The organism is Streptomyces sp. NPDC046261, assembly GCF_040646235.1.
Classification (GTDB): Bacteria; Actinomycetota; Actinomycetes; order Streptomycetales; family Streptomycetaceae; genus Streptomyces.
This window is the reverse complement of sequence record NZ_JBEYZU010000007.1, coordinates 228,059-244,819: the sequence shown is the minus strand read 5'-3', so window position 1 is coordinate 244,819 and position 16,761 is coordinate 228,059. Positions and strand designations below refer to the sequence as shown.

Sequence of the window (16,761 nt, the reverse complement as noted above, 5' to 3'; positions counted from 1 at the left end):
CGCCTCGACCCCGAACGAGGTCGCACCCCTCATTCCTCGACGGCCCCGCCCCCGCCCCGTAGATGATCGCGGAACGTCAGGGACGGCGTTCTCTCGCGCTGGGCGAGGTAGGCGTCGAACCGCACCTGCCGGCGCAGGGTGACGCCCGCGCGGAGGCGTTCGGCCTGGCGCCGCTCGGTGTCACGGATCGTCTCCGCCAGCGTGAACACCTCCCCGGCGCGGTCGGCCGGCACGAAGAGCACGCCGTCGTCATCGCCCAAGGCCAGATCCTCGCGCGTCACCGTCCACTCCCCGACGGCGGCCGACTCCACGGCGTCCCGGGGCCGGGCGTCCAGGCGCAGGGGGCCGGTCGGCAGTGCTCCCAGGCTGAAGACCGGCAGTCCGGCCGCCCGGATGTCGGCCGTGTCGCGGTGCAGCCCCCAGATCACGATCCCTTCCAGCCCGGCGGCCTGGGCCTCCAGAGCCACGAGGTCGCCGACGCACGCTTCGTCGAGCCGTCCACCGTTGTCCACCACGAGCACGTCGCCGGGGGCCGCCCCTTCGAACACCTCGAGGAAGATGTCGACACTGCCGACGTGCCGCGCGGGAGCCACCCGTCCGGCCAGCCGGCTGCCGGGTGTCACCGCCCTCATGGGCGCGGGTGCGCAGCGCACCGGGACGTGGGCCCGGATGCAGGCGTCCGCCACGTGGGGGGTCGTCAGTGCCGCGAATCGCCGGCGAAGCTCGTGGTGGTCCATGCCGTGTCCTCTCCGCGCCGCGCGGTGTGGCTCGTCCGGGCACACGGTATTGCCGGCGGGTGCGGGCGCGCAGGTGCTTCGTGGAGGCCGGCGGCGGTGTCGCAGAGGGAAATGTCCTGAATGTTCGCCGGTGCCTTTTAGTGTGGCGTGCGTGATGATGCCGTGAACAGGCCGGGGACGCGGGCGCCGGGTGCCGTCGTCGGCGGTTCGCGCCGGTTGAGGGCCGGGGTCGCGGCGGCGCTGCTCGCCGGCACGGCCGCGTGCGGCACGCTGCCCGAACGCCGCGACGACGCCCGCGCCGCGGCCGACCGCTTCGAGCGGGCCCTGAAGGCCGGGCGGCAGGTGGCGTTGTGCGCTGCTCTCGCCCCCGGCACCCGGGAGGAAGTGGAGGCGTCGGCCGGGCGTCCGTGCGAGCAGGCGCTGGACCGCGGGGAACTGCCCGTGGCCGGGGCGGTGCGGCACGTGGACCTCTACGGGGACCAGGCGCGAGCGGTTCTCGAGCACGACACCCTGTTCCTGGCCCGTTTCCCCACCGGATGGAAGGTGACCGCCGCCGGATGCGTACCGCGCCCGGAGGAGCCCTACCAGTGCGCGGTCAAGGGCAGGTGACGATGCCGTGAGAGCGATGTTCGGCTCGTGCCTGCTCGTGATCGTCGCGGGCCTGGCGTACTTCACCGCACTGGGGCTGATGCACCGATGAGCCGGGCCACGGGATCACCTGAGGGCGCGCGGGCGAAGAGCGGGGGAGGAGTCGGGCGCTTCCTGCACGACAACGGGCTCAGCCTCGCCTTCGGTGTCGGGTTCCTGCTGGCGATCGCGGGCCAGGCGGTGGCCGGGCGAGCCGAGTTCAACAGCCTGATGATCACTGACGGTCTGGCACCGGTCAGCTTTCCCGACTATCTGACGTCCTCGGACTTCGCCGTCGACGTCACCGAGAACTGGCAATCGGAATACCTGCAGTTCTTCCTCTACGTCTTCGTCACCGTCTGGCTCGTCCAGCGCGGCTCACCCGAATCGAAGAACATCGGCAAGGCCGGCCCCGAATCCGACCGTGAGCAGATGACCGGAGAGCACGCCAAGGCCGGCTCTCCCCGCTGGGCGGCCGCACGGGGGTGGCGCCAGGCCGTGTACTCCCACTCGCTCGGCCTGGTCATGGGCTTCATCTTCCTGCTGTCCTGGTTCGCGCAATCCGTCACCGGCACATCCGCCTACAACGAACAACAACTGCGCCAGCTGCAGGCACCCGTCAGCTGGAGCGAGTACCTGCTGCGCGCGGAGTTCTGGAGCCGCACCCTGCAGAACTGGCAGTCCGAACTGCTGGCGGTCGCCTCCATGGCCGTCCTCTCCATCTACCTCCGCCAACGGGGCTCACCCGAATCGAAGCCCGTCGGCGCGGCCCACACCGCCACCGGTGTCGAGGGCTGACGCGGGCCCGGGCGGCCGCCGCCCTCAGCGAGCCGGACGAAGGGCTTCCTTGGCGACGATGTAACCGGAGCTTCCGTTGACGCCGTGCCCGGGCCACGTCGCCGCACCGACCATGAACAGGTTCGCGATGACGCTCCGGTGCGAGGGCTGGCCCGGCAGCGGCCGGAACAGGTAGCTCTGGGCGAGCTCGTGGCTCCCGCCGTACGGGTCGCCCGGACCGCAGTTCGGGTTGAACCGGGCCAGGTCGGCCGGGCCGATCACATGCCGTGCGATGATCGCGCCGGGCAGGTTCGGGGCGTGTCGTCCGGCGATCTCGACGACCCGGTCCGCGAAGGCGTCCGTGACCTGCTCGCTCCAGCCCGCTCCGGTGTCGATCCGGCCGGCGGCGTCCCCGCGGAGCCGCAGCGGCACGTCGAGGATCTGCAGCCTGGCCACCGCCGCGCCCGGCGGGCAGCGGGACGGGTCGGCGGCGGACGGCGTGTCGAAGGAGATGGTCGGTTCGGCCGGGAGCAGCCCGCGGGTGGCCTCGTTGACCGAACGGGACAGCGCGTCGAGCCCCCCGGTGAGATGCGATTGCCCGGTACGGGCCAGCCGTTCGTCCTCGAACCGCGGCGGCTCGGAGAGCGCCAGGTGGATCTGGACGCAGCCGCGCCCGTAGCGGTATCCGCGGGCCTGCCGCCGGATCAGGGGCGGTACGACGTGTTCCTCGTGGGCGAGCAGTTTCAGGTACAGCTGGTCGGGATTGACGGAGGCGATGACCGCTCGCGCGGCGTGGAAGACCTCGCCGTCGGCCGTGCGCACCCCCACCGCACGTCCCCCGCGGACCAGGATCCGCTCCACCCACCGCCCGGTCCGCACCTGCCCCCCGTGCCGTTCGGTCAGGGCGGCCAGCGTCTGGGCGAGCCGCTCGCTGCCGCCCTCCGGGGTGGGCATGCCCGCGCCGGTCACGGCGAGCAGCGCCAGTACGGTCCAGAAGGCGCTGTTCACCTCGTCGGGCCCGCGGCCCAGGTGCAGCGACCACGGTGCCAGCAGCCCGTGCAGCACGGGCGAGGCGAAGCGGTGTTCGAGCATGTCCCTGGCGTCGCGGAAGAAGGACTGCGCGAACGTGGAGTAGTGCCCGTTCTCGTGCATCAGGTCATGGATGACCCGGGCCGACTCCGCAGTGCTCAGTTCGGCCGCGAACAGCCCGAACACGGGACCGGCGTGCGGTGCGAACTCCTCAAGCAACGCCGTGAGCGCGCCGCCGTCGCCCGGCGCGAGCCGTTCCGCCTCCGCCACGTTCTCCTCGGCGTTCGTCGACAACACCGCCGAGCGCGAGCCGGGCATCGAGACGCCGATCGCGTAACGGGAGGCGCGGTACGTCAGGCCGAGCGCGGCCAGCTCGGCCCCCAGCTCGGCGTAGGCGGGGCCGGAGGTGAACAGCGGGTGCGCCGAGGAGTAGGTGTCGTGCAGGAAGCCGGGCACCGTGAGCTCCTCGGTACGGACGAGGCCGCCGGGGCGGTCGTTCCCCTCCAGGACCAGGACGCCCCAGCCCGCACGCGCCAAGTAGGCGGCTGTGACGAGGGCGTTGTGACCGCCGCCGATCATAATCGCGTCATATCGCTCCATAAGGGATTCTGGCACCGGGCCGGACACGCGGTGTAGTCGGCAAAAGACGCAGGTGGGACGGGAAATCCGTCTACGCGGGGCAGTCAGGCGGGACGGTTCACCGGACGATCGCCGCCGCCCTCTGCTCAGCGGCACGGCGGCGGTCCGCGGCCGCCTGGTCCGGCCGGCCGAGCTGCTCGGCGAGCCGGGCCCGGGCACCCCAGTTGTACGGGCACACCGGGCGCAGGTTGATCCGCTCGCTCAGCAGCGTGCGCGCCAGGTCCCGGCGCCCCGCGTGCAGCGCCGCCTCCACCAAGGTCCTCTGCATGGCGTCACGTTGGGCGTGACTGCCGCCGAAGGTATGGAGGCGGTGCCGGAGCGGGAGCAGCAGGCCGACCGCCTCGTCGTACCGTCGCCGCCCGTAGGCGACGAGGGCCCGGCACACCGGCAGCCCGACCTCGGCGGTCATCGAGACGTTGGACACCCCCGGCCGCGGGTCGCGCACCCAGGTCCGCCGGTCGCGGATGAGGCCCTCGGCATCGCCGACGCGGTCCGCCCCGACGTAGGCCATGACGGCGTGCACGTCGTTGAAGGCGTAGTAGGCGCCGTCCTCGCGGCCCGCCCAGGCGTCGGCCAGGGCGGACCAGCGGTCGCCGGTGTCGACACCGGCCAGGTACAGGCGCCACAGCAACGACGCCGCGTCCAGCAGCTCCATCGCGACGCCGGCCGAGCCCTCGTGGTGCAGGGCGGCGTCGTAGACGTCCAGCACCCGGTCGGTCCGGCCGGTCTCCAGAACATAGAGGGCGTAGTGCCACCAGTTGTGCACGTTCAGGTAGTTGCCGTCCGCCCAGTCGCCCACGCGCTCGTCCAGGTAGCGGATCCCGTCCGCGAACCGCCCCTGCATCTCGTAGGCGTGCACGACGGCGTGAATTCCCCACACGTCGCGGGCGTCGCGTTCCACGGCCTCCAGGGCCACCTGCTCCGACCGCCGGTAGTGGCCCGCCTCCTCCAGGCCGAACGCGTACATCCCCAGCAGGAAACCGTAGTGCGGATCGCTGGTGTCCCAGGCCGACAGCGCACCGCCGACGCGGTCGCGCAGCAGCACGGCGTCGCCGGTGAAGAAGTCGATCTGGTGCCCCACCGCGAGGGCGAGCGCGTCGCGCGGATGCGACACGCTGAGCTCGGCGAGCACGTGACCGGCCCGGTGGACGTCACCGCGCAGCCAGGCGGAGGCGGCCTCGATGTGCATCCGCTCGCGGGGCGTGGCTTCCTCCGGGCGCACGCTCCGGCGGAATTCCCCGAATTGCTTCCGCGCGTCGGCCGCGTCCTTCTCCTCCGTTCCCAGCAGGCCCAGATACGCCGCGAAGACGTTTCCCATGACGGAGCGAGGGGAGGCGGCGACCGCCGCCCGCACCTGCGTGTTCACCTCTTCGCGGAAGTAGAGCAGGCAGTCCAGCGCCTTTTCGTAGTGCCGCACCGCTTCGGCGCCGGTGCCCGTCATCGTCTGAGCGTGCCGATCCTTTTCCACCCCGGTTCCTCCCGTCCGGCCGCCCGTGCGTTCGGCCGCCGGCGGCAGGACATCCCTGCCCGGCGGGACGCGTCCGGATGCGTGGGGTGGCCCGGTGTCACCCGCTCCCGCGAGCCGCCGGCCCGGGCCCGGCAGGCGTGTGGGGTGGCCGCTCCGGGATGGTTTCCGCCGCTGCCATGAGCCGGGTCCGCATGTGCCGGTGACATGCGGAGAAGTTGATTCCGGTGACGGTCGTGGGGGAGGCCCGCGGTGGGGCCGCCGTGACCTGCGACAGCCGCGCGGATGCCGGAAGAGGGGCCGAGATGGAGCGGATATGCCACCGGAACGGGCCATGCCGGTGGTGCGGCGAAGCGGAAGGAATCCACTCCGGCCGCATAGCCATGGCCCTGGGTGGGACGCGTCCGGCTTCCCCGGGTTCACGCAGCAATACGCGAGGGATCCGCTACGCCGCGGAAATGCCACGCGGCGATGCGACGGGGAAGCGGAACCGGGGGACACTTCTTGCCGTCCTGTCCGGAACACGCACCGTGTGGCCCGTACATCAAGGTTTACCCTCGCACTCATGACAGCTGCACGGGGGAACACTGACGGGCAGGGTTCCGACGGTTCACCGGCGCGAATACGGTCCGCCAGAGGATCGCCGCACAGCGTCTGCGACCACGGTGCGATCGCACGGGTATTCCTGATCGACGACCACCCCATGTTCCGGGCCGGAGTGCGGCTGGCCCTGGAGCGCGAGGACGACATGGAGGTGGTGGGGGAGGCGGCGACGGGCGAGGAGGCGCTGGAGGAGATCCGGGGGCATCCACGAGCGGTCCCCGACGTCATTCTGATGAACATACCCTCCACCGGAATTCAGGAGAACGACTTCATCCGGACGGCCAGGGGACTGGCGGGGCCCACCACCCGCATCCTGATCGTCTCCATGGAGGAGGCGACGGCCGACGAGGTCGTGGTCGCCGCGATGAGCGCCGGCGCACTCGGGTTCATCAGCAAGGCCGCTCCATGCGAGCAATTGCTGGAAGCGGTGCGCATCGTGATGTCGGGCGGCGCCGTCTTCTGCCCCGCCATCGCGGCCCGCCTGGAAGGGTACTTCTCCGCCGTCGGCAGCCTTCCGGGACAGGTCGTCTTCCCGCAACTGACCGTGCGGGAGAGGGAGATTCTCGATCTGCTGGCGCGGGGATACGACAACCGGGGCATCGCGCGCCGGCTCGTCGTATCCGAGAAGACCGTCCGCAACCACGTGTCCCACATCTTCGCCAAGCTCCAGGTCAGCGACCGGACGACGGCGGCCCTACGGGCCCGGAACGCCGGCATGGGATGCTGAGCGCACGACGCCGTCATTTCCCCGGCCGGTGGAATTCCAGGAGGGCGCGGTCGACCTCGTCCGGACTCCGGACCAGCCATGAGGCCGCCACCCGCCGGACCGTTTCCCGGGGCAACGCGGGGTTCACCTTGCGGGTGTCGGGCCTGGCCAGCAATTGCAGGGCCCAGGCGAAGCCGTTGACAGGGATCACCGACGTCCAGAACCTCCCGTCGATCCCGAGCAGCACGCTCGCGCGCTGGTAGGCGTGCCACACGTGATAGCCGAGGGGAGGGTCCCCGTCCATGGTGTGCACCTCGGCCTGTACCGGCTCCCTGCGCGGATCGAACAACACCCCTTGGGCGAACAGGGAGAACGCGGTGAACACCCCGTGGGGGCGGTGCCGGTAATACCTCTCGAACACCGCCAGCTGGACACCCGAGACGATGCGCAGCGGCTCCCGGACGGGCCTGAGGAACTCGGCGTACGACGCCGGATATCCCTCCGCCATTCCCAGGCGCGTCCAGGCCTTCAGCATCCCCGACGACGGATTGCCCCCCACATGCCGGGTGATGGCGGCATAAGCCTCTTTCAGTTCGGGGCTCTGCCGGACGAGCGTCGCCTCGTCGAACCGGTACCAGAACTCGTTCGCCAGACGGTCTCCCAGCATTCCCGGAACCTCCGGGAGACCGGGGTCCGTCCCGGAAGAAGTCGCGGCCCGTGCGGGCACCGTCAGGAGCCCCGTTCCCACACCGACGGCTCCGACGAGCCCGACGGCGTTCCGCAGGGCGTTCCTCCTGCTGTACTGCCCATGGATGAGCGACGTCATGGAGAACCTGTCCTTCTCCTCGGGATCGGGCACGTGCCACGGCACGCCGCGCAATGGGCGCGTTCAGGCCCGTACGCCTCGACGCGTGTTCCCGGCCGATGCTGCTCCACATTCCGTCGGGCTGTCCACGGCTTGCGAAAGAACGGGACAGGGCCGGGACAGCGGTACCACGCGCCCGGGGCCACGGGATCCCTAGGGTGAGCGGCGTCGGCCCCGCCTCCGGACAAGGACGTTCAGGGAAGCCGACGCCATGTTTTCCACGAAAAGGGAGGTAGTGCGCCATGGAAGAGCAGACCGGCATCTACGAACCGCCGGCGCTGGCCGAGATCGGCGGATTCGCCGAACTCACGCTGGACAAGGGCACCTGGGGATGGGACCGCATCAACCAGTGCTCGTGGCTTGCCTGCTGACGTCAGCGGAAGGGCGGTTTCGCCGCCGGCGGCATGAGTGACCGCCGTCGGCACATGCCGCGATGCCGGGCGGAATTCTCCGCCCGGCATTCGTCGAGCAAAGCCATACCTGGTGGAGGCGTAAGTGGAATTTGTCATCCTTCCCGACCATGGCGCCGGCGAGGCCTATGCCGGGACATTGCGTGACCAAGGCCGGCACCATGTGCTGCGGCACTCCTCCGGGCGACCGTGGATCGTCGGGTCATGGCGCGAGGAGGACATCGTGTCGGCGGCACGCGGCAGTCGGCGCATCGCGCTCTTCGGATGCCCGCCGGCCGCCGCCGGGCCCGTCGCCCGCGCCCTCGAACGCGGCGACGGCATCGAGCGGCTCGACGACCTGACCCGCTCCGTTCCCGGCAGCTACCACCTGGTCGCCTCGTTCGCCGGCCACCTGCGCGTACAGGGATCCCTCTCGGGCGTCCGTGACATCTTCTTCACCGAGATCGGCGGCGTCACCCTCGTCGCCGACCGGCCCGACACCCTGGCGGCGCTGGCAGGACGCGGCGTCGACGAAACGTCCCTGGTGTGCCGCCTCATGAGCCAGCCGCCCTGGCCGCTGGCCGAACGCACCCTGTGGCAGCGGGTCCACAGCCCCGGCCCCGGCCGCTACCTCCTGATCACCCCTGACGGCCGCTCCCGGACCATCCCGTGGTGGACGCCTCCCCCTCCCGGGCTCCCCCTGGCACAGGCGGCCGGACAGGTGCGATCCGCGCTGGACGACGCCGTCGCCGCGCGGACCCAGGGCACAGGATCCCTCGGCTGCGACCTGTCCGGCGGAATGGACTCCACCACCATCGCCTTCCTCGCCCACCGCCACAGGACACGCGGGGAACTGCTGACGACGCGCACCGAGGCGCAGGACGCGGCCAACGACGACGGGACATGGGCACGGCGCGCGGCCGACGCCCTGCCGGACGCCCGGCCCATGGTCTTCGCCAAGGACAGCGTCCCCGGATCCTTCGCCGGACTGCGCCACCACCCCTACGACCACGAAGCCCCCTACGCCTGGGGCCGCGTCTGGGCGGAACTCGAACACATCACCCGGCGACTGGCCGACAGGGGCGTCAGCGACCACCTCACCGGTCACGGCGGCGACGAGCTCTTCTCTCCCGCCCCCTCCTTCCACCACACCCTCGCGCGGACCCGGCCGCTCACGTCCGTCCGAACCCTCTGGACGGCGCGCAGCATGTACCGCTGGCCGGTCGGCGCGATGCTGCGCAACCTGCTGTCCAACCCCTCCTACGCCCAGTGGCTCGAAGCATCCGCCGGCTCGCTCACGGAGCCCGTCACCAGCCCCCGCGTGCCCTTACCCGGGTGGGGCACCCAGGCCAAGCTCCCCCTCTGGGCCACCGCCGACGCCGTCGCCACAGGCCGCCGGCTGCTCCGGCAAGCCGCCACACACGGACCGGCACCCCACTCCCCGAACCCCGCACAGCACGAGTTCCTCCAGGCCGTCCGCCAGTGCGGCAGGGACATCCGCCTCACCGACCGCCTCACCCGCCGCCTCGGGGTGGCCTATCACGCCCCCTTCCTCGACGACCAGGTCCTGGAAGCGGCGATGTCCGTACGGCTCGAGGAGAGGACCAGCCCCGTGCGCACCAAGCCCGTCCTGGCCGCCGCCATGCGGGGAACCGTCCCCGACGCCATCCTCGACCGCACGACCAAGGGCGAGTTCAGCGCCGAGGTCTACGCCGGATTCCGCCGGCACAAGCGGGAACTGCTGGAGCTCTGCGACGACATGCGCCTGGAGCACCTGGGCCTGGTGGACGGCCCGGCCCTGCGCTCCGTCCTCCTCGCCCCGCACCCACGCTCCGCGACGCTGATCCCGGTCGTCTTCACCCTGGCGTGCGAGACATGGCTGCGCTCGCTCACCACGGAACGGACGGACAGCCCCCGGCACAGCCCCCGGACGGGAGGCACCCGATGACCCCCTCCCTCGCACCGGACGTGTCCGTCACCGAGACCGAGGACGGCATGGTGCTCCTCCACGAACGGACCGGCCGCTACTGGATGCTCAACGCCACCGGCGCCACCGTCGTACGCCACCTCCGCGAGGGCGCGAGCGTGCAGGACGCCATCGAGAGCCTGTGCGCCCGCTTCCCCCGGGAACGCCAGCGCGTGGAGGCGGACGTGCGCCGGCTGCTGGAGCAGCTGAGCAAGGCCCGGCTGGTGACGCCATGACCTTCCCCGTCGTACCGGAACACCGTTCCCCCCTCACCCTCGGCCGCCGCCTCCTGGCCCGGCTCACCGTGACCGTCGCCTGGCTGCTGATCCGCATGCCGCCGGCCAGGCTGCGCCGCACGCTCGGCCTGCTGTCCCGGGGCGCCCACCCCGCGACCGGTGCCCAGGCGCTGGCGAGCCGCCGGGCGGTCGTCTCGGTGAGCCGCACCTGCGCCGGGCAGGGCTGCCTGCAGCGCTCGGTGGCCACCGTGCTGCTCTGCCGGCTCACGGGGAGCTGGCCCACCTGGTGCGCCGGCGTCCGGACCGAACCCTTCCGCGCCCACGCCTGGGTCGAGGCGGACGGGCTGCCGGTGGGCGAGGGCGAGGACATCCGTCTCTTCCGCGCGCTCATGCGCGTATCCCCGCCCGCGCGGGACGCGCGGGGCCACGACCGACGGCCACGCGAGCGAGGAACCCTCAGGAGGGGCACATGAAGCCAGCGGACGATCTCCGGTTCGGCGTCCTGCTGACCGTCAACCGCCACGCCGGCCAGAGCGACGGCGACGCGCTCGCCCGCGCCGTGGCGGTGGCACAGGCCGCCGAAGCCCTGGGGCTGGACGACGTCTGGCTGACCGAGCACCACTTCCTCCCCTCCGCGGTGAGCCCCTCGGCCATGGCCTTCGCGGCGTTCCTGCTGGGACGGACACGCCGCGTCCGGATCGGCACGGCCGTGACCGTGCTGCCGCTGCACTCGCCCGTGCACATCGCGGAACAGACGGCACTGCTGGACCAGATCTCCGGCGGCCGGTTCGTCCTCGGCGTCGGCCGCGGCGTGCCCGGCGTCGAATACGAGCTCATGGGCGAGGGAATCGCGGCCTGGCACGCCGGACTGGCCGAGCCGCTGGACCGCACTCTCGCCGCCCTGCACGGCGAGATCCCCCGCGGACCCGGACCGTCCGCGTCCGTACCCGTCCGCCTCGCCCCCGCCGTACGGACGCGACCGCACCCTCCCGTGTACGTGGCGGCCGGCTCGGTGGACTCGATCGAGCTCGCGGCCGACAGGGGACTGCCCCTGATGCTGTTCTTCGACAAGAACGCCGAGGCCAAGGCGGAGATGCTGGCCCTCTACGGCCGCAGGGCGCGCGCCGCCGGGCAGCAGCCGGAACCCGGGAGCGGCCACGCGTTCGCCGTCTTCGCCCAGGTGACGGACTCGGCGGCAGAGGCCCGTCGGCTCATGCGGGAACGCGCACGGTTCATCCTCTCCCTCAACAACCAGCCCCAACGCCTCGTCGACCCCGACCGGCCCGCCCCTCCGCCCCTGACCGGGGAAGCGATCGACCTCGTCGTGGACCGGCTGATGACCACTCACCCCGTGGGGACCGCCCGGACCTGTGCCGAACGGCTCGCGCACGACATCGCCACATCCGGCTGCAGGCGGGTGATGTGCCAGGTCGAAGCCGCCGAGGGGACCGCGGAGGCCCTGCACAACCTGCGACGGCTCGCCACCGAGGTCTTCCCCGCCGTACGGGAGCGCCTGCGCACCCGAGCGGCGCGGGTCGCGGTCTGAGGGCCGAACCGCATGCCGACGCCGTCGACCGCCCGGATCCTGCTCGCCCACGTCCGCGAACGCCGCGCACGGATCGTCGCCGGCGGGGCCCTGGGGCTGGCCGGTGCCGCCGCCCTCCTCGCCCAGCCGTACGCGGCCAGAGCCCTGGTGGAGGACCTCGGCCGGCAGAACGCCATCGCGGGCACCCTCCTCACCCTCACGGCCCTCGTGCTGACCGGCGCCGCACTCACCGCCGCCGGCCAGTACGTCCTCTCCCACGCCGCGGAGTCCATCGTCCTGAGCGCCCGCCGCCGGCTCATCGACCGGCTCCTGCGGCTGACCGTGCCGGAAATCGAACGCACCGAGCCCGGCGACCTGCTGGCCAGGGTCACCTCCGACACCACCCTGCTGCGCCAGGTCACCACCCAGTCGATCGTCTCCTCCGTCACCGGCTCCCTCACCCTCGTAGGGGTGATGGTGATGATGGGACTGCTGGATCCGGTGCTGCTGGCCGTGACCGTCACCGTGATCGTGGTCGTCGGCGCCGTCATCGCCACGACCATGCCCCGCATCTCCCGTGCCACCAGCGCCGCCCAGGCGTCGGTCGGCGCGATGGGCGCCGTACTGGAACGGGCGCTCGGGGCCATCCGCACCGTCAAGTGGGCCGGAGCCGAGGAACGCGAGACGGCCGTCGTGCACCGGGCGGCCGACGAGGCATGGCGCAGCGGGGTCCAGGCCGCCAAGTGGCAGGCGGTGATGGGGACCGCGGCCGGGCTGTCCGTCCAGCTGTCCTTCCTGTGCGTGCTCGGCGTCGGCGGCGCCCGTGTGGCCTCGGGCACCATCGAGGTGTCCGACCTGGTCGCCTTCCTGCTGTTCCTCTTCTATCTGATGAGCCCGGTCTCCGACCTCATCCACGCGATCACGCAGTTCCACGTCGGGGCCGCGGCCGTCGCGCGGCTGCGGGAGATCGAGCTCCTGGAGACCGACGACGCCCGCGGTCAGCGGCCCGCCGGCACCGTGCGGGCGAAGACGCTCCCGGCCACCCCCGCGACGGTCACCTTCGACCGCGTCGTCTTCCGCTACCGGCCGGAGCTGCCCGACGCGCACCGGGGCCTGGACTTCACCGCGCCCGCCGGCGGCATGACCGCGATCGTCGGGCCGTCCGGGGCCGGCAAGTCCACCGTCTTCGCCCTCCTGGAGAGGTTCTATGAACCGGCCTCGGGCAGCGTCCTCATCGACGGCCGCGACATACGCGACATCCCCCTGCGCGAGCTGCGGGCCTCCATCGGCTACATCGAACAGGACGCACCCGTACTCTCCGGCACCCTGCGCGAGAACCTCCTGTTCGCCGCACCCGACGCCACGGAACGGCAGATACGCCAGGCCCTCGCCCGCACCCGCCTCGACGGGCTCCTGCGGTCCCTGCCCGACGGGCTCGACACCCCGGTGGGCCACCGGGGCACCCGGCTCTCCGGCGGCGAACGCCAGCGCGTCGCCATCGCCCGCGCCCTGCTGCGCAGACCCCGGCTGCTCCTCCTGGACGAGGCCACCTCGCAGCTGGACGCCGCCAACGAACTGGCCGTGCGCGACGTCATCGCGGACGTGGCCCGCGAGACGACCGTCCTCGTCGTCGCGCACCGCCTCTCCACGGTCACCATGGCCGACCGCATCGTCGTCATGGAGGCCGGCCGGGTCCGTGCCGTCGGCACCCACGAGGACCTGGTCGCCCAGGACACGCTCTACCGCGGCCTCGCCGCAACCCAACTGCTGACAGCACGCACATGACGACGAACGAAGAAGGTGAGCGCTCGTGCCGCCAACGCCAAGTGGTCCCCGTGTGGCCGTCGTCGGTGCCGGCATCGGCGGCCTGGCCGCCGCGTTCGCCCTCCTGCGCGGGGGAGCGGACGTCACGGTGTACGAGCAGGCGCCCGCCCTCGGCGAGGCCGGCGTCGGGATGCACCTGGGCCCCAACGGAGCCCGGATCCTGCGCCGCTGGGGCCTGGAGGCGCGCCTGCGCCGGACGGCCGTCCGCCCCGAGGCCCTGGAGGTACGCGACGGGCTGGACGGCCGCGTCCACGCGCGCCGGCCCATGGGCGATACATGGGAGGAGGAGTACGGCGCCCCGCACCTGACCGTGGAGCGCACCGACCTGCACACCGCGCTCGCCGCGCGGATCCCCCGCGAGCGGATCGTCCTCGGCGCGCGGCTGGTCTCCTTCGACGCGCATGGCGACGGGGTACGGCTGCGGTGCGCCGACGGCCGCACCGCGGACGCCGACCTGCTGGTGGGCGCCGACGGCGTGCACTCGGTCGTCCGGCGCGCCGTGGCGGGCGAGGAGCGTCCCGCCTTCGCCGGCCTCAGTGCCGTGCGCGGCATGGTGAGCGCCGCGGCGCTGCCCCGGCTGTCACCCGACACCGTGTACGTGTGGGTCGGCCGGGAGGCGAGGCTGCTGTGCTACCCGGTCGCGGCGGGCCGGCGCTTCACCTTCGTCGCGGTGATGCCCGAGGCGTCCGCGCGCCCCGAGTCGTGGGAGGCGGCCGGCGAACGCGACGTGCTGGTGCGCGGGTTCGCCGGCTGGCACGAGGACGTGCGGGCCGTCGTGGGCGCGGCCGGTGCGACCGGCTGCTGGACGCTGTACGACCGGGAACCCCTCACCCGGTGGGGCGAGGGCCGGTTCACCCTGCTCGGCGACGCCGCCCACCCGATGCTGCCGCACCACGGCCAGGGCGTGGGCCAGGCCCTCGAGGACGCCGTCGCGCTGGCGCACTTCCTCGACAAAGGCCCGCGGGGCCTGCGCCGCTACGCGGCCTTCCGCATCCCGCACGTCACCCGCGTCCAACTCGGCTCCCGCGGCGGCGGCTCGATGCGCCTGAGCACCGCGGCGGCGCCGCGGAAGCCCGCCGCGGGCGGTCTCGCCCGGCTCGTGGAGGACGTGTCCTGGATCCACCGCTACGACATCGAAGCGGCCCTCACCGCTCAGACGTACTCGGTCAGATCGATGGCGTAGACGTGCAGCGGAAAGCCGTATTCCGGGTGGGTGGTCTCGCGCTCGGGCTCCATGCCGAGCTTGCGCATGACGTTCTCCGAGGCGTCGTTGCCCATCCGGTCGATGGCGATGACGCGGTCGAGCCCGCGGTCCTGGAGCGCGAACTCCAGCGTGGCCTGGGCGGCTTCGGAGGCGTACCCCTGGCCCCAGAACTGCTGGCCGAGCCGCCAGTGGATCTCCACGGCGGGCAGCACCTCCGGCAGGTAGGTGGGGACGGTCAGCCCCACGAGGCCGGCGAGCTCGCCCGAGGCGAGGAGTTCGACGGCGAAGATGCCGAAGCCCTCCTCGTCCCACTCCTCCTCCCACCGCTCGACGGCCTCGGCCGTCCGGTCCAGGCCGAGGGTCGAGCCGTCGCCGATCCACCGCATGACCTGAGGGTCCGCGTTGATGTCCGCCAAGGGGGCGAGGTCGTCGTCGTGCCAGCGACGCAGGAGGAGGCGGGGGGTGTGGATCTCGGTCATGGCCCCCATCCTGCGGCACCGCGGGCCCCAGCGGAAATCGGCGCCCGGGCGGCCGCGGACGACAGCGCGGCGGCGGTGTTCACGAGTCGTCGTGGTGGCGGTGGCCCGGGTGGCGCAGGTGCGTCCAGACCTCCCGCGCACGGCGGCCCGCCTCCGTCCGGCTGTGGGCGACCAGGCGCCGGGCCTGCTCGGCGGTCTCCACCATCGGTCCCGAGCCGCGCAGGGGCTTGCCCGCCGTCTCGTGGAGGAAGAAGGCGGAGACGAACCCGATCACGCCGGCGGCCATCAGGTAGTACGCGGGAATCATCTCGTCGCGCGTCGCCTCCAGCAGCGCCGAGACGGCCAGCGGGGTCGTGCCGCCGAAGAGCGAGACGGAGATGTTGTACGAGACGGACAGTGCCCCGTACCGCAGACGGGTCGGGAAGAGGGCGGGCAGCGTCGCGGCGGCGGTGCCGGCGAAGCACACCAGCAGCAGGCCGAGGATCAGGCAGCCGAAGGCCGGGAGCAGGGCGCCGCCGGCCCGGATGAGCAGCATCGCCGGGGCGGCGAGGGCCACCAGGGCGGCGCTGCCCGCCATGAAGACGGGACGGCGTCCCCAGAGGTCGGAGGTGCGGCCCACGGTGGTGATGGTCAGGGCCACGAGGATCATGGTGCCCAGGATCAGCAACTGTGCCGTGGTGGGGTCCTCGCCGAGGGTTTCGGTCATGTACGTCGGCAGATAGGACGTCACCAGATAGCTGGTGACGTTGTAGACCACCACCAGGCCCATGCAGATGAGTACCGCGTGCCAGTGCTTGGTGAAGATCTCCTTCAGTCGTCCGTGCCCGGACTGGCGCGCTTCCTCGGCGCTCTGCTCCCGGGCCTCGGCCTCGGCGGCGGCCTCCGCCTCCGCGCGGAACGCCGGGGTCTCCTCCAGGCGCATCCGCATGTACAGGCCGATCAGGCCCAGTGGCCCGGCCACGAGGAACGGCAGGCGCCATCCCCAGTCCGTCATCCCGTCGGTGCCCAGGACCGCGGTGAGCACCGTGACCAGACCCGATCCGAGCGCGTAGCCGACGAAGGTGCCGAAGTCGAGCCAACTGCCGAGGAAGCCCCGGCGCTTGTCGGGCGCGTACTCGGCGATGTAGGTGGTGGCCCCGGCGTACTCGCCGCCGGTGGAGAAGCCCTGCACCAGGCGGCAGACGAGGAGCAGTACGGGCGCGCCGAAGCCGGCCGTCGCGTAACTGGGGAGGAAGCCGACGGCGAAGGTGCTGACGGCCATCATGATCATGGTGGCGGCCAGTACCTTCTGACGCCCGATCCGGTCGCCCAGCGGGCCGAAGACCAGACCGCCGAGCGGCCGTACGAGGAACGCGGCGGCGAAGGTGGCGAAGGCGGAGATCACCTGGGCGCCGGGGGAGCTGGCGGGGAAGAAGACCTTGCCCAGGGTGGCCGCCATATAGGCGTACACGCCGAAGTCGAACCACTCCATCATGTTCCCCAGCGCGGCGGCGGACACCGCGCGGTGCACCTCGGGGCGGTCCGTGACCGTGACGTCGTCGAGGGTCAGCGGGGTCTTGCGGCGCCGCAGCAGGGTCCGGAGCATCCGGTCCGTGGCCGAGGTGCCGCCGCGCTGCGGCGCCGAACGCCCGCTCCCGGGCGTCCTGGGCGCCTTCGGCGTCTTCGGCGTTCTCTTGCGGTCGGCGCTCAT

16 protein-coding genes are annotated in these 16,761 nt (G+C 72.3%); 10 read left to right on the top strand and 6 right to left on the bottom strand.

The window, feature by feature from the left end; all coding sequences use genetic code 11:
- Positions 1 to 29: 29 nt before the first annotated feature.
- On the bottom strand, positions 30 to 737 hold the full coding sequence (locus tag ABZ956_RS16260; RefSeq protein ID WP_361893068.1) for an RraA family protein: 708 nt from the start codon (positions 735 to 737) through the stop codon (positions 30 to 32).
- A gap of 162 nt (positions 738 to 899) precedes the next feature.
- Between ABZ956_RS16260 and ABZ956_RS16255 the strand changes: the two genes are divergently transcribed.
- Both ABZ956_RS16255 and ABZ956_RS16250 read left to right on the top strand, forming a co-directional pair.
- Entirely contained in the window at positions 900 to 1,346 is a 447-nt protein-coding gene (locus ABZ956_RS16255; RefSeq protein ID WP_361893065.1) for a hypothetical protein, read from the top strand.
- Positions 1,347 to 1,433: 87 nt separating this feature from the next.
- Positions 1,434 to 2,162, top strand: coding sequence for a DUF6766 family protein (locus tag ABZ956_RS16250; RefSeq protein WP_361893062.1), 729 nt, complete (start codon positions 1,434 to 1,436; stop codon positions 2,160 to 2,162).
- A 24-nt stretch (positions 2,163 to 2,186) separates the two neighbouring features.
- Here the strand turns inward: ABZ956_RS16250 and ABZ956_RS16245 are convergent, their stop codons facing one another.
- Positions 2,187 to 3,749: an NAD(P)/FAD-dependent oxidoreductase gene (locus ABZ956_RS16245; RefSeq protein WP_361893059.1), complete on the bottom strand. Its 1,563-nt coding sequence runs from the start codon at positions 3,747 to 3,749 to the stop codon at positions 2,187 to 2,189.
- Positions 3,750 to 3,867: 118 nt separating this feature from the next.
- Entirely contained in the window at positions 3,868 to 5,250 is a 1,383-nt protein-coding gene (locus tag ABZ956_RS16240) for a tetratricopeptide repeat protein (protein WP_361893056.1), read from the bottom strand.
- A 589-nt stretch (positions 5,251 to 5,839) separates the two neighbouring features.
- On the opposite strand from ABZ956_RS16240, the gene ABZ956_RS16235 reads away from it, so the two are divergent.
- Positions 5,840 to 6,604, top strand: a complete 765-nt coding sequence (locus ABZ956_RS16235) for a response regulator transcription factor (RefSeq protein ID WP_361893053.1) — start codon at positions 5,840 to 5,842, stop codon at positions 6,602 to 6,604.
- Positions 6,605 to 6,617: 13 nt separating this feature from the next.
- Here ABZ956_RS16235 and ABZ956_RS16230 read toward each other — a convergent pair whose 3' ends face one another.
- On the bottom strand, positions 6,618 to 7,250 hold the full coding sequence (locus tag ABZ956_RS16230) for a hypothetical protein (protein ID WP_361893050.1): 633 nt from the start codon (positions 7,248 to 7,250) through the stop codon (positions 6,618 to 6,620).
- 440 nt (positions 7,251 to 7,690) lie between these two features.
- Here ABZ956_RS16230 and ABZ956_RS16225 point away from each other — a divergent pair, with 440 nt between their 5' ends.
- The 7 genes from ABZ956_RS16225 to ABZ956_RS16195 all read left to right on the top strand — a co-directional run bounded on the left by ABZ956_RS16225 (position 7,691) and on the right by ABZ956_RS16195 (position 14,571).
- Complete coding sequence (locus tag ABZ956_RS16225) at positions 7,691 to 7,819, top strand: lasso RiPP family leader peptide-containing protein (RefSeq protein WP_361893047.1); 129 nt, start codon at positions 7,691 to 7,693, stop codon at positions 7,817 to 7,819.
- A gap of 124 nt (positions 7,820 to 7,943) precedes the next feature.
- Positions 7,944 to 9,785, top strand: a complete 1,842-nt coding sequence (locus tag ABZ956_RS16220; protein WP_361893044.1) for an asparagine synthase-related protein — start codon at positions 7,944 to 7,946, stop codon at positions 9,783 to 9,785.
- The gene (locus tag ABZ956_RS16215) at positions 9,782 to 10,039 is read left to right on the top strand and encodes a lasso peptide biosynthesis PqqD family chaperone (protein ID WP_361893041.1); all 258 of its coding nucleotides are present in this window, start codon (positions 9,782 to 9,784) and stop codon (positions 10,037 to 10,039) included. Before ABZ956_RS16220 ends, ABZ956_RS16215 begins: the two co-directional genes overlap by 4 nt.
- Positions 10,036 to 10,512, top strand: a complete 477-nt coding sequence (locus ABZ956_RS16210; RefSeq protein WP_361893038.1) for a lasso peptide biosynthesis B2 protein — start codon at positions 10,036 to 10,038, stop codon at positions 10,510 to 10,512. The genes ABZ956_RS16215 and ABZ956_RS16210 overlap by 4 nt, the downstream gene beginning before the upstream one ends.
- Positions 10,509 to 11,585 carry an LLM class flavin-dependent oxidoreductase gene (locus ABZ956_RS16205; RefSeq protein WP_361893035.1) on the top strand — a complete coding sequence of 359 codons (1,077 nt, stop codon included), beginning with the start codon at positions 10,509 to 10,511 and terminating at the stop codon, positions 11,583 to 11,585. The genes ABZ956_RS16210 and ABZ956_RS16205 overlap by 4 nt, the downstream gene beginning before the upstream one ends.
- Before the next feature lie 12 nt (positions 11,586 to 11,597).
- Positions 11,598 to 13,349, top strand: coding sequence for an ABC transporter ATP-binding protein (locus ABZ956_RS16200; protein ID WP_361893032.1), 1,752 nt, complete (start codon positions 11,598 to 11,600; stop codon positions 13,347 to 13,349).
- Between the two features lie 52 nt (positions 13,350 to 13,401).
- On the top strand, positions 13,402 to 14,571 hold the full coding sequence (locus ABZ956_RS16195; protein WP_361893029.1) for an FAD-dependent monooxygenase: 1,170 nt from the start codon (positions 13,402 to 13,404) through the stop codon (positions 14,569 to 14,571).
- On the opposite strand, the gene ABZ956_RS16190 is transcribed toward ABZ956_RS16195, so the two are convergent.
- Together ABZ956_RS16190 and proP are read right to left on the bottom strand one after the other, a co-directional pair.
- Positions 14,541 to 15,071: a GNAT family N-acetyltransferase gene (locus ABZ956_RS16190; protein ID WP_361893026.1), complete on the bottom strand. Its 531-nt coding sequence runs from the start codon at positions 15,069 to 15,071 to the stop codon at positions 14,541 to 14,543. The two genes, ABZ956_RS16195 and ABZ956_RS16190, sit on opposite strands and share 31 nt — an antisense overlap.
- Before the next feature lie 79 nt (positions 15,072 to 15,150).
- Positions 15,151 to 16,656: a glycine betaine/L-proline transporter ProP gene (proP, locus tag ABZ956_RS16185; protein ID WP_361893270.1), complete on the bottom strand. Its 1,506-nt coding sequence runs from the start codon at positions 16,654 to 16,656 to the stop codon at positions 15,151 to 15,153.
- Positions 16,657 to 16,761: the final 105 nt, after the last annotated feature.

Excerpts from the sequence above, each read along its gene's own strand:
- ABZ956_RS16215 (WP_361893041.1), top strand. The coding sequence starts at position 9,782 with ATGACCCCCTCCCTCGCACCGGACGTGTCCGTCACCGAGACCGAGGAC.
- ABZ956_RS16260 (WP_361893068.1), bottom strand. The coding sequence starts at position 737 with ATGGACCACCACGAGCTTCGCCGGCGATTCGCGGCACTGACGACCCCC.
- proP (WP_361893270.1), bottom strand. The coding sequence starts at position 16,656 with ATGCTCCGGACCCTGCTGCGGCGCCGCAAGACCCCGCTGACCCTCGAC.
- ABZ956_RS16245 (WP_361893059.1), bottom strand. The coding sequence starts at position 3,749 with ATGATCGGCGGCGGTCACAACGCCCTCGTCACAGCCGCCTACTTGGCG.
- ABZ956_RS16210 (WP_361893038.1), top strand. The coding sequence starts at position 10,036 with ATGACCTTCCCCGTCGTACCGGAACACCGTTCCCCCCTCACCCTCGGC.
- ABZ956_RS16230 (WP_361893050.1), bottom strand. The coding sequence starts at position 7,250 with ATGCTGGGAGACCGTCTGGCGAACGAGTTCTGGTACCGGTTCGACGAG.
- ABZ956_RS16205 (WP_361893035.1), top strand. The coding sequence starts at position 10,509 with ATGAAGCCAGCGGACGATCTCCGGTTCGGCGTCCTGCTGACCGTCAAC.
- ABZ956_RS16190 (WP_361893026.1), bottom strand. The coding sequence starts at position 15,071 with ATGACCGAGATCCACACCCCCCGCCTCCTCCTGCGTCGCTGGCACGAC.
- ABZ956_RS16200 (WP_361893032.1), top strand. The coding sequence starts at position 11,598 with ATGCCGACGCCGTCGACCGCCCGGATCCTGCTCGCCCACGTCCGCGAA.
- ABZ956_RS16240 (WP_361893056.1), bottom strand. The coding sequence starts at position 5,250 with ATGACGGGCACCGGCGCCGAAGCGGTGCGGCACTACGAAAAGGCGCTG.
- ABZ956_RS16235 (WP_361893053.1), top strand. The coding sequence starts at position 5,840 with ATGACAGCTGCACGGGGGAACACTGACGGGCAGGGTTCCGACGGTTCA.
- ABZ956_RS16225 (WP_361893047.1), top strand. The coding sequence starts at position 7,691 with ATGGAAGAGCAGACCGGCATCTACGAACCGCCGGCGCTGGCCGAGATC.
- ABZ956_RS16250 (WP_361893062.1), top strand. The coding sequence starts at position 1,434 with ATGAGCCGGGCCACGGGATCACCTGAGGGCGCGCGGGCGAAGAGCGGG.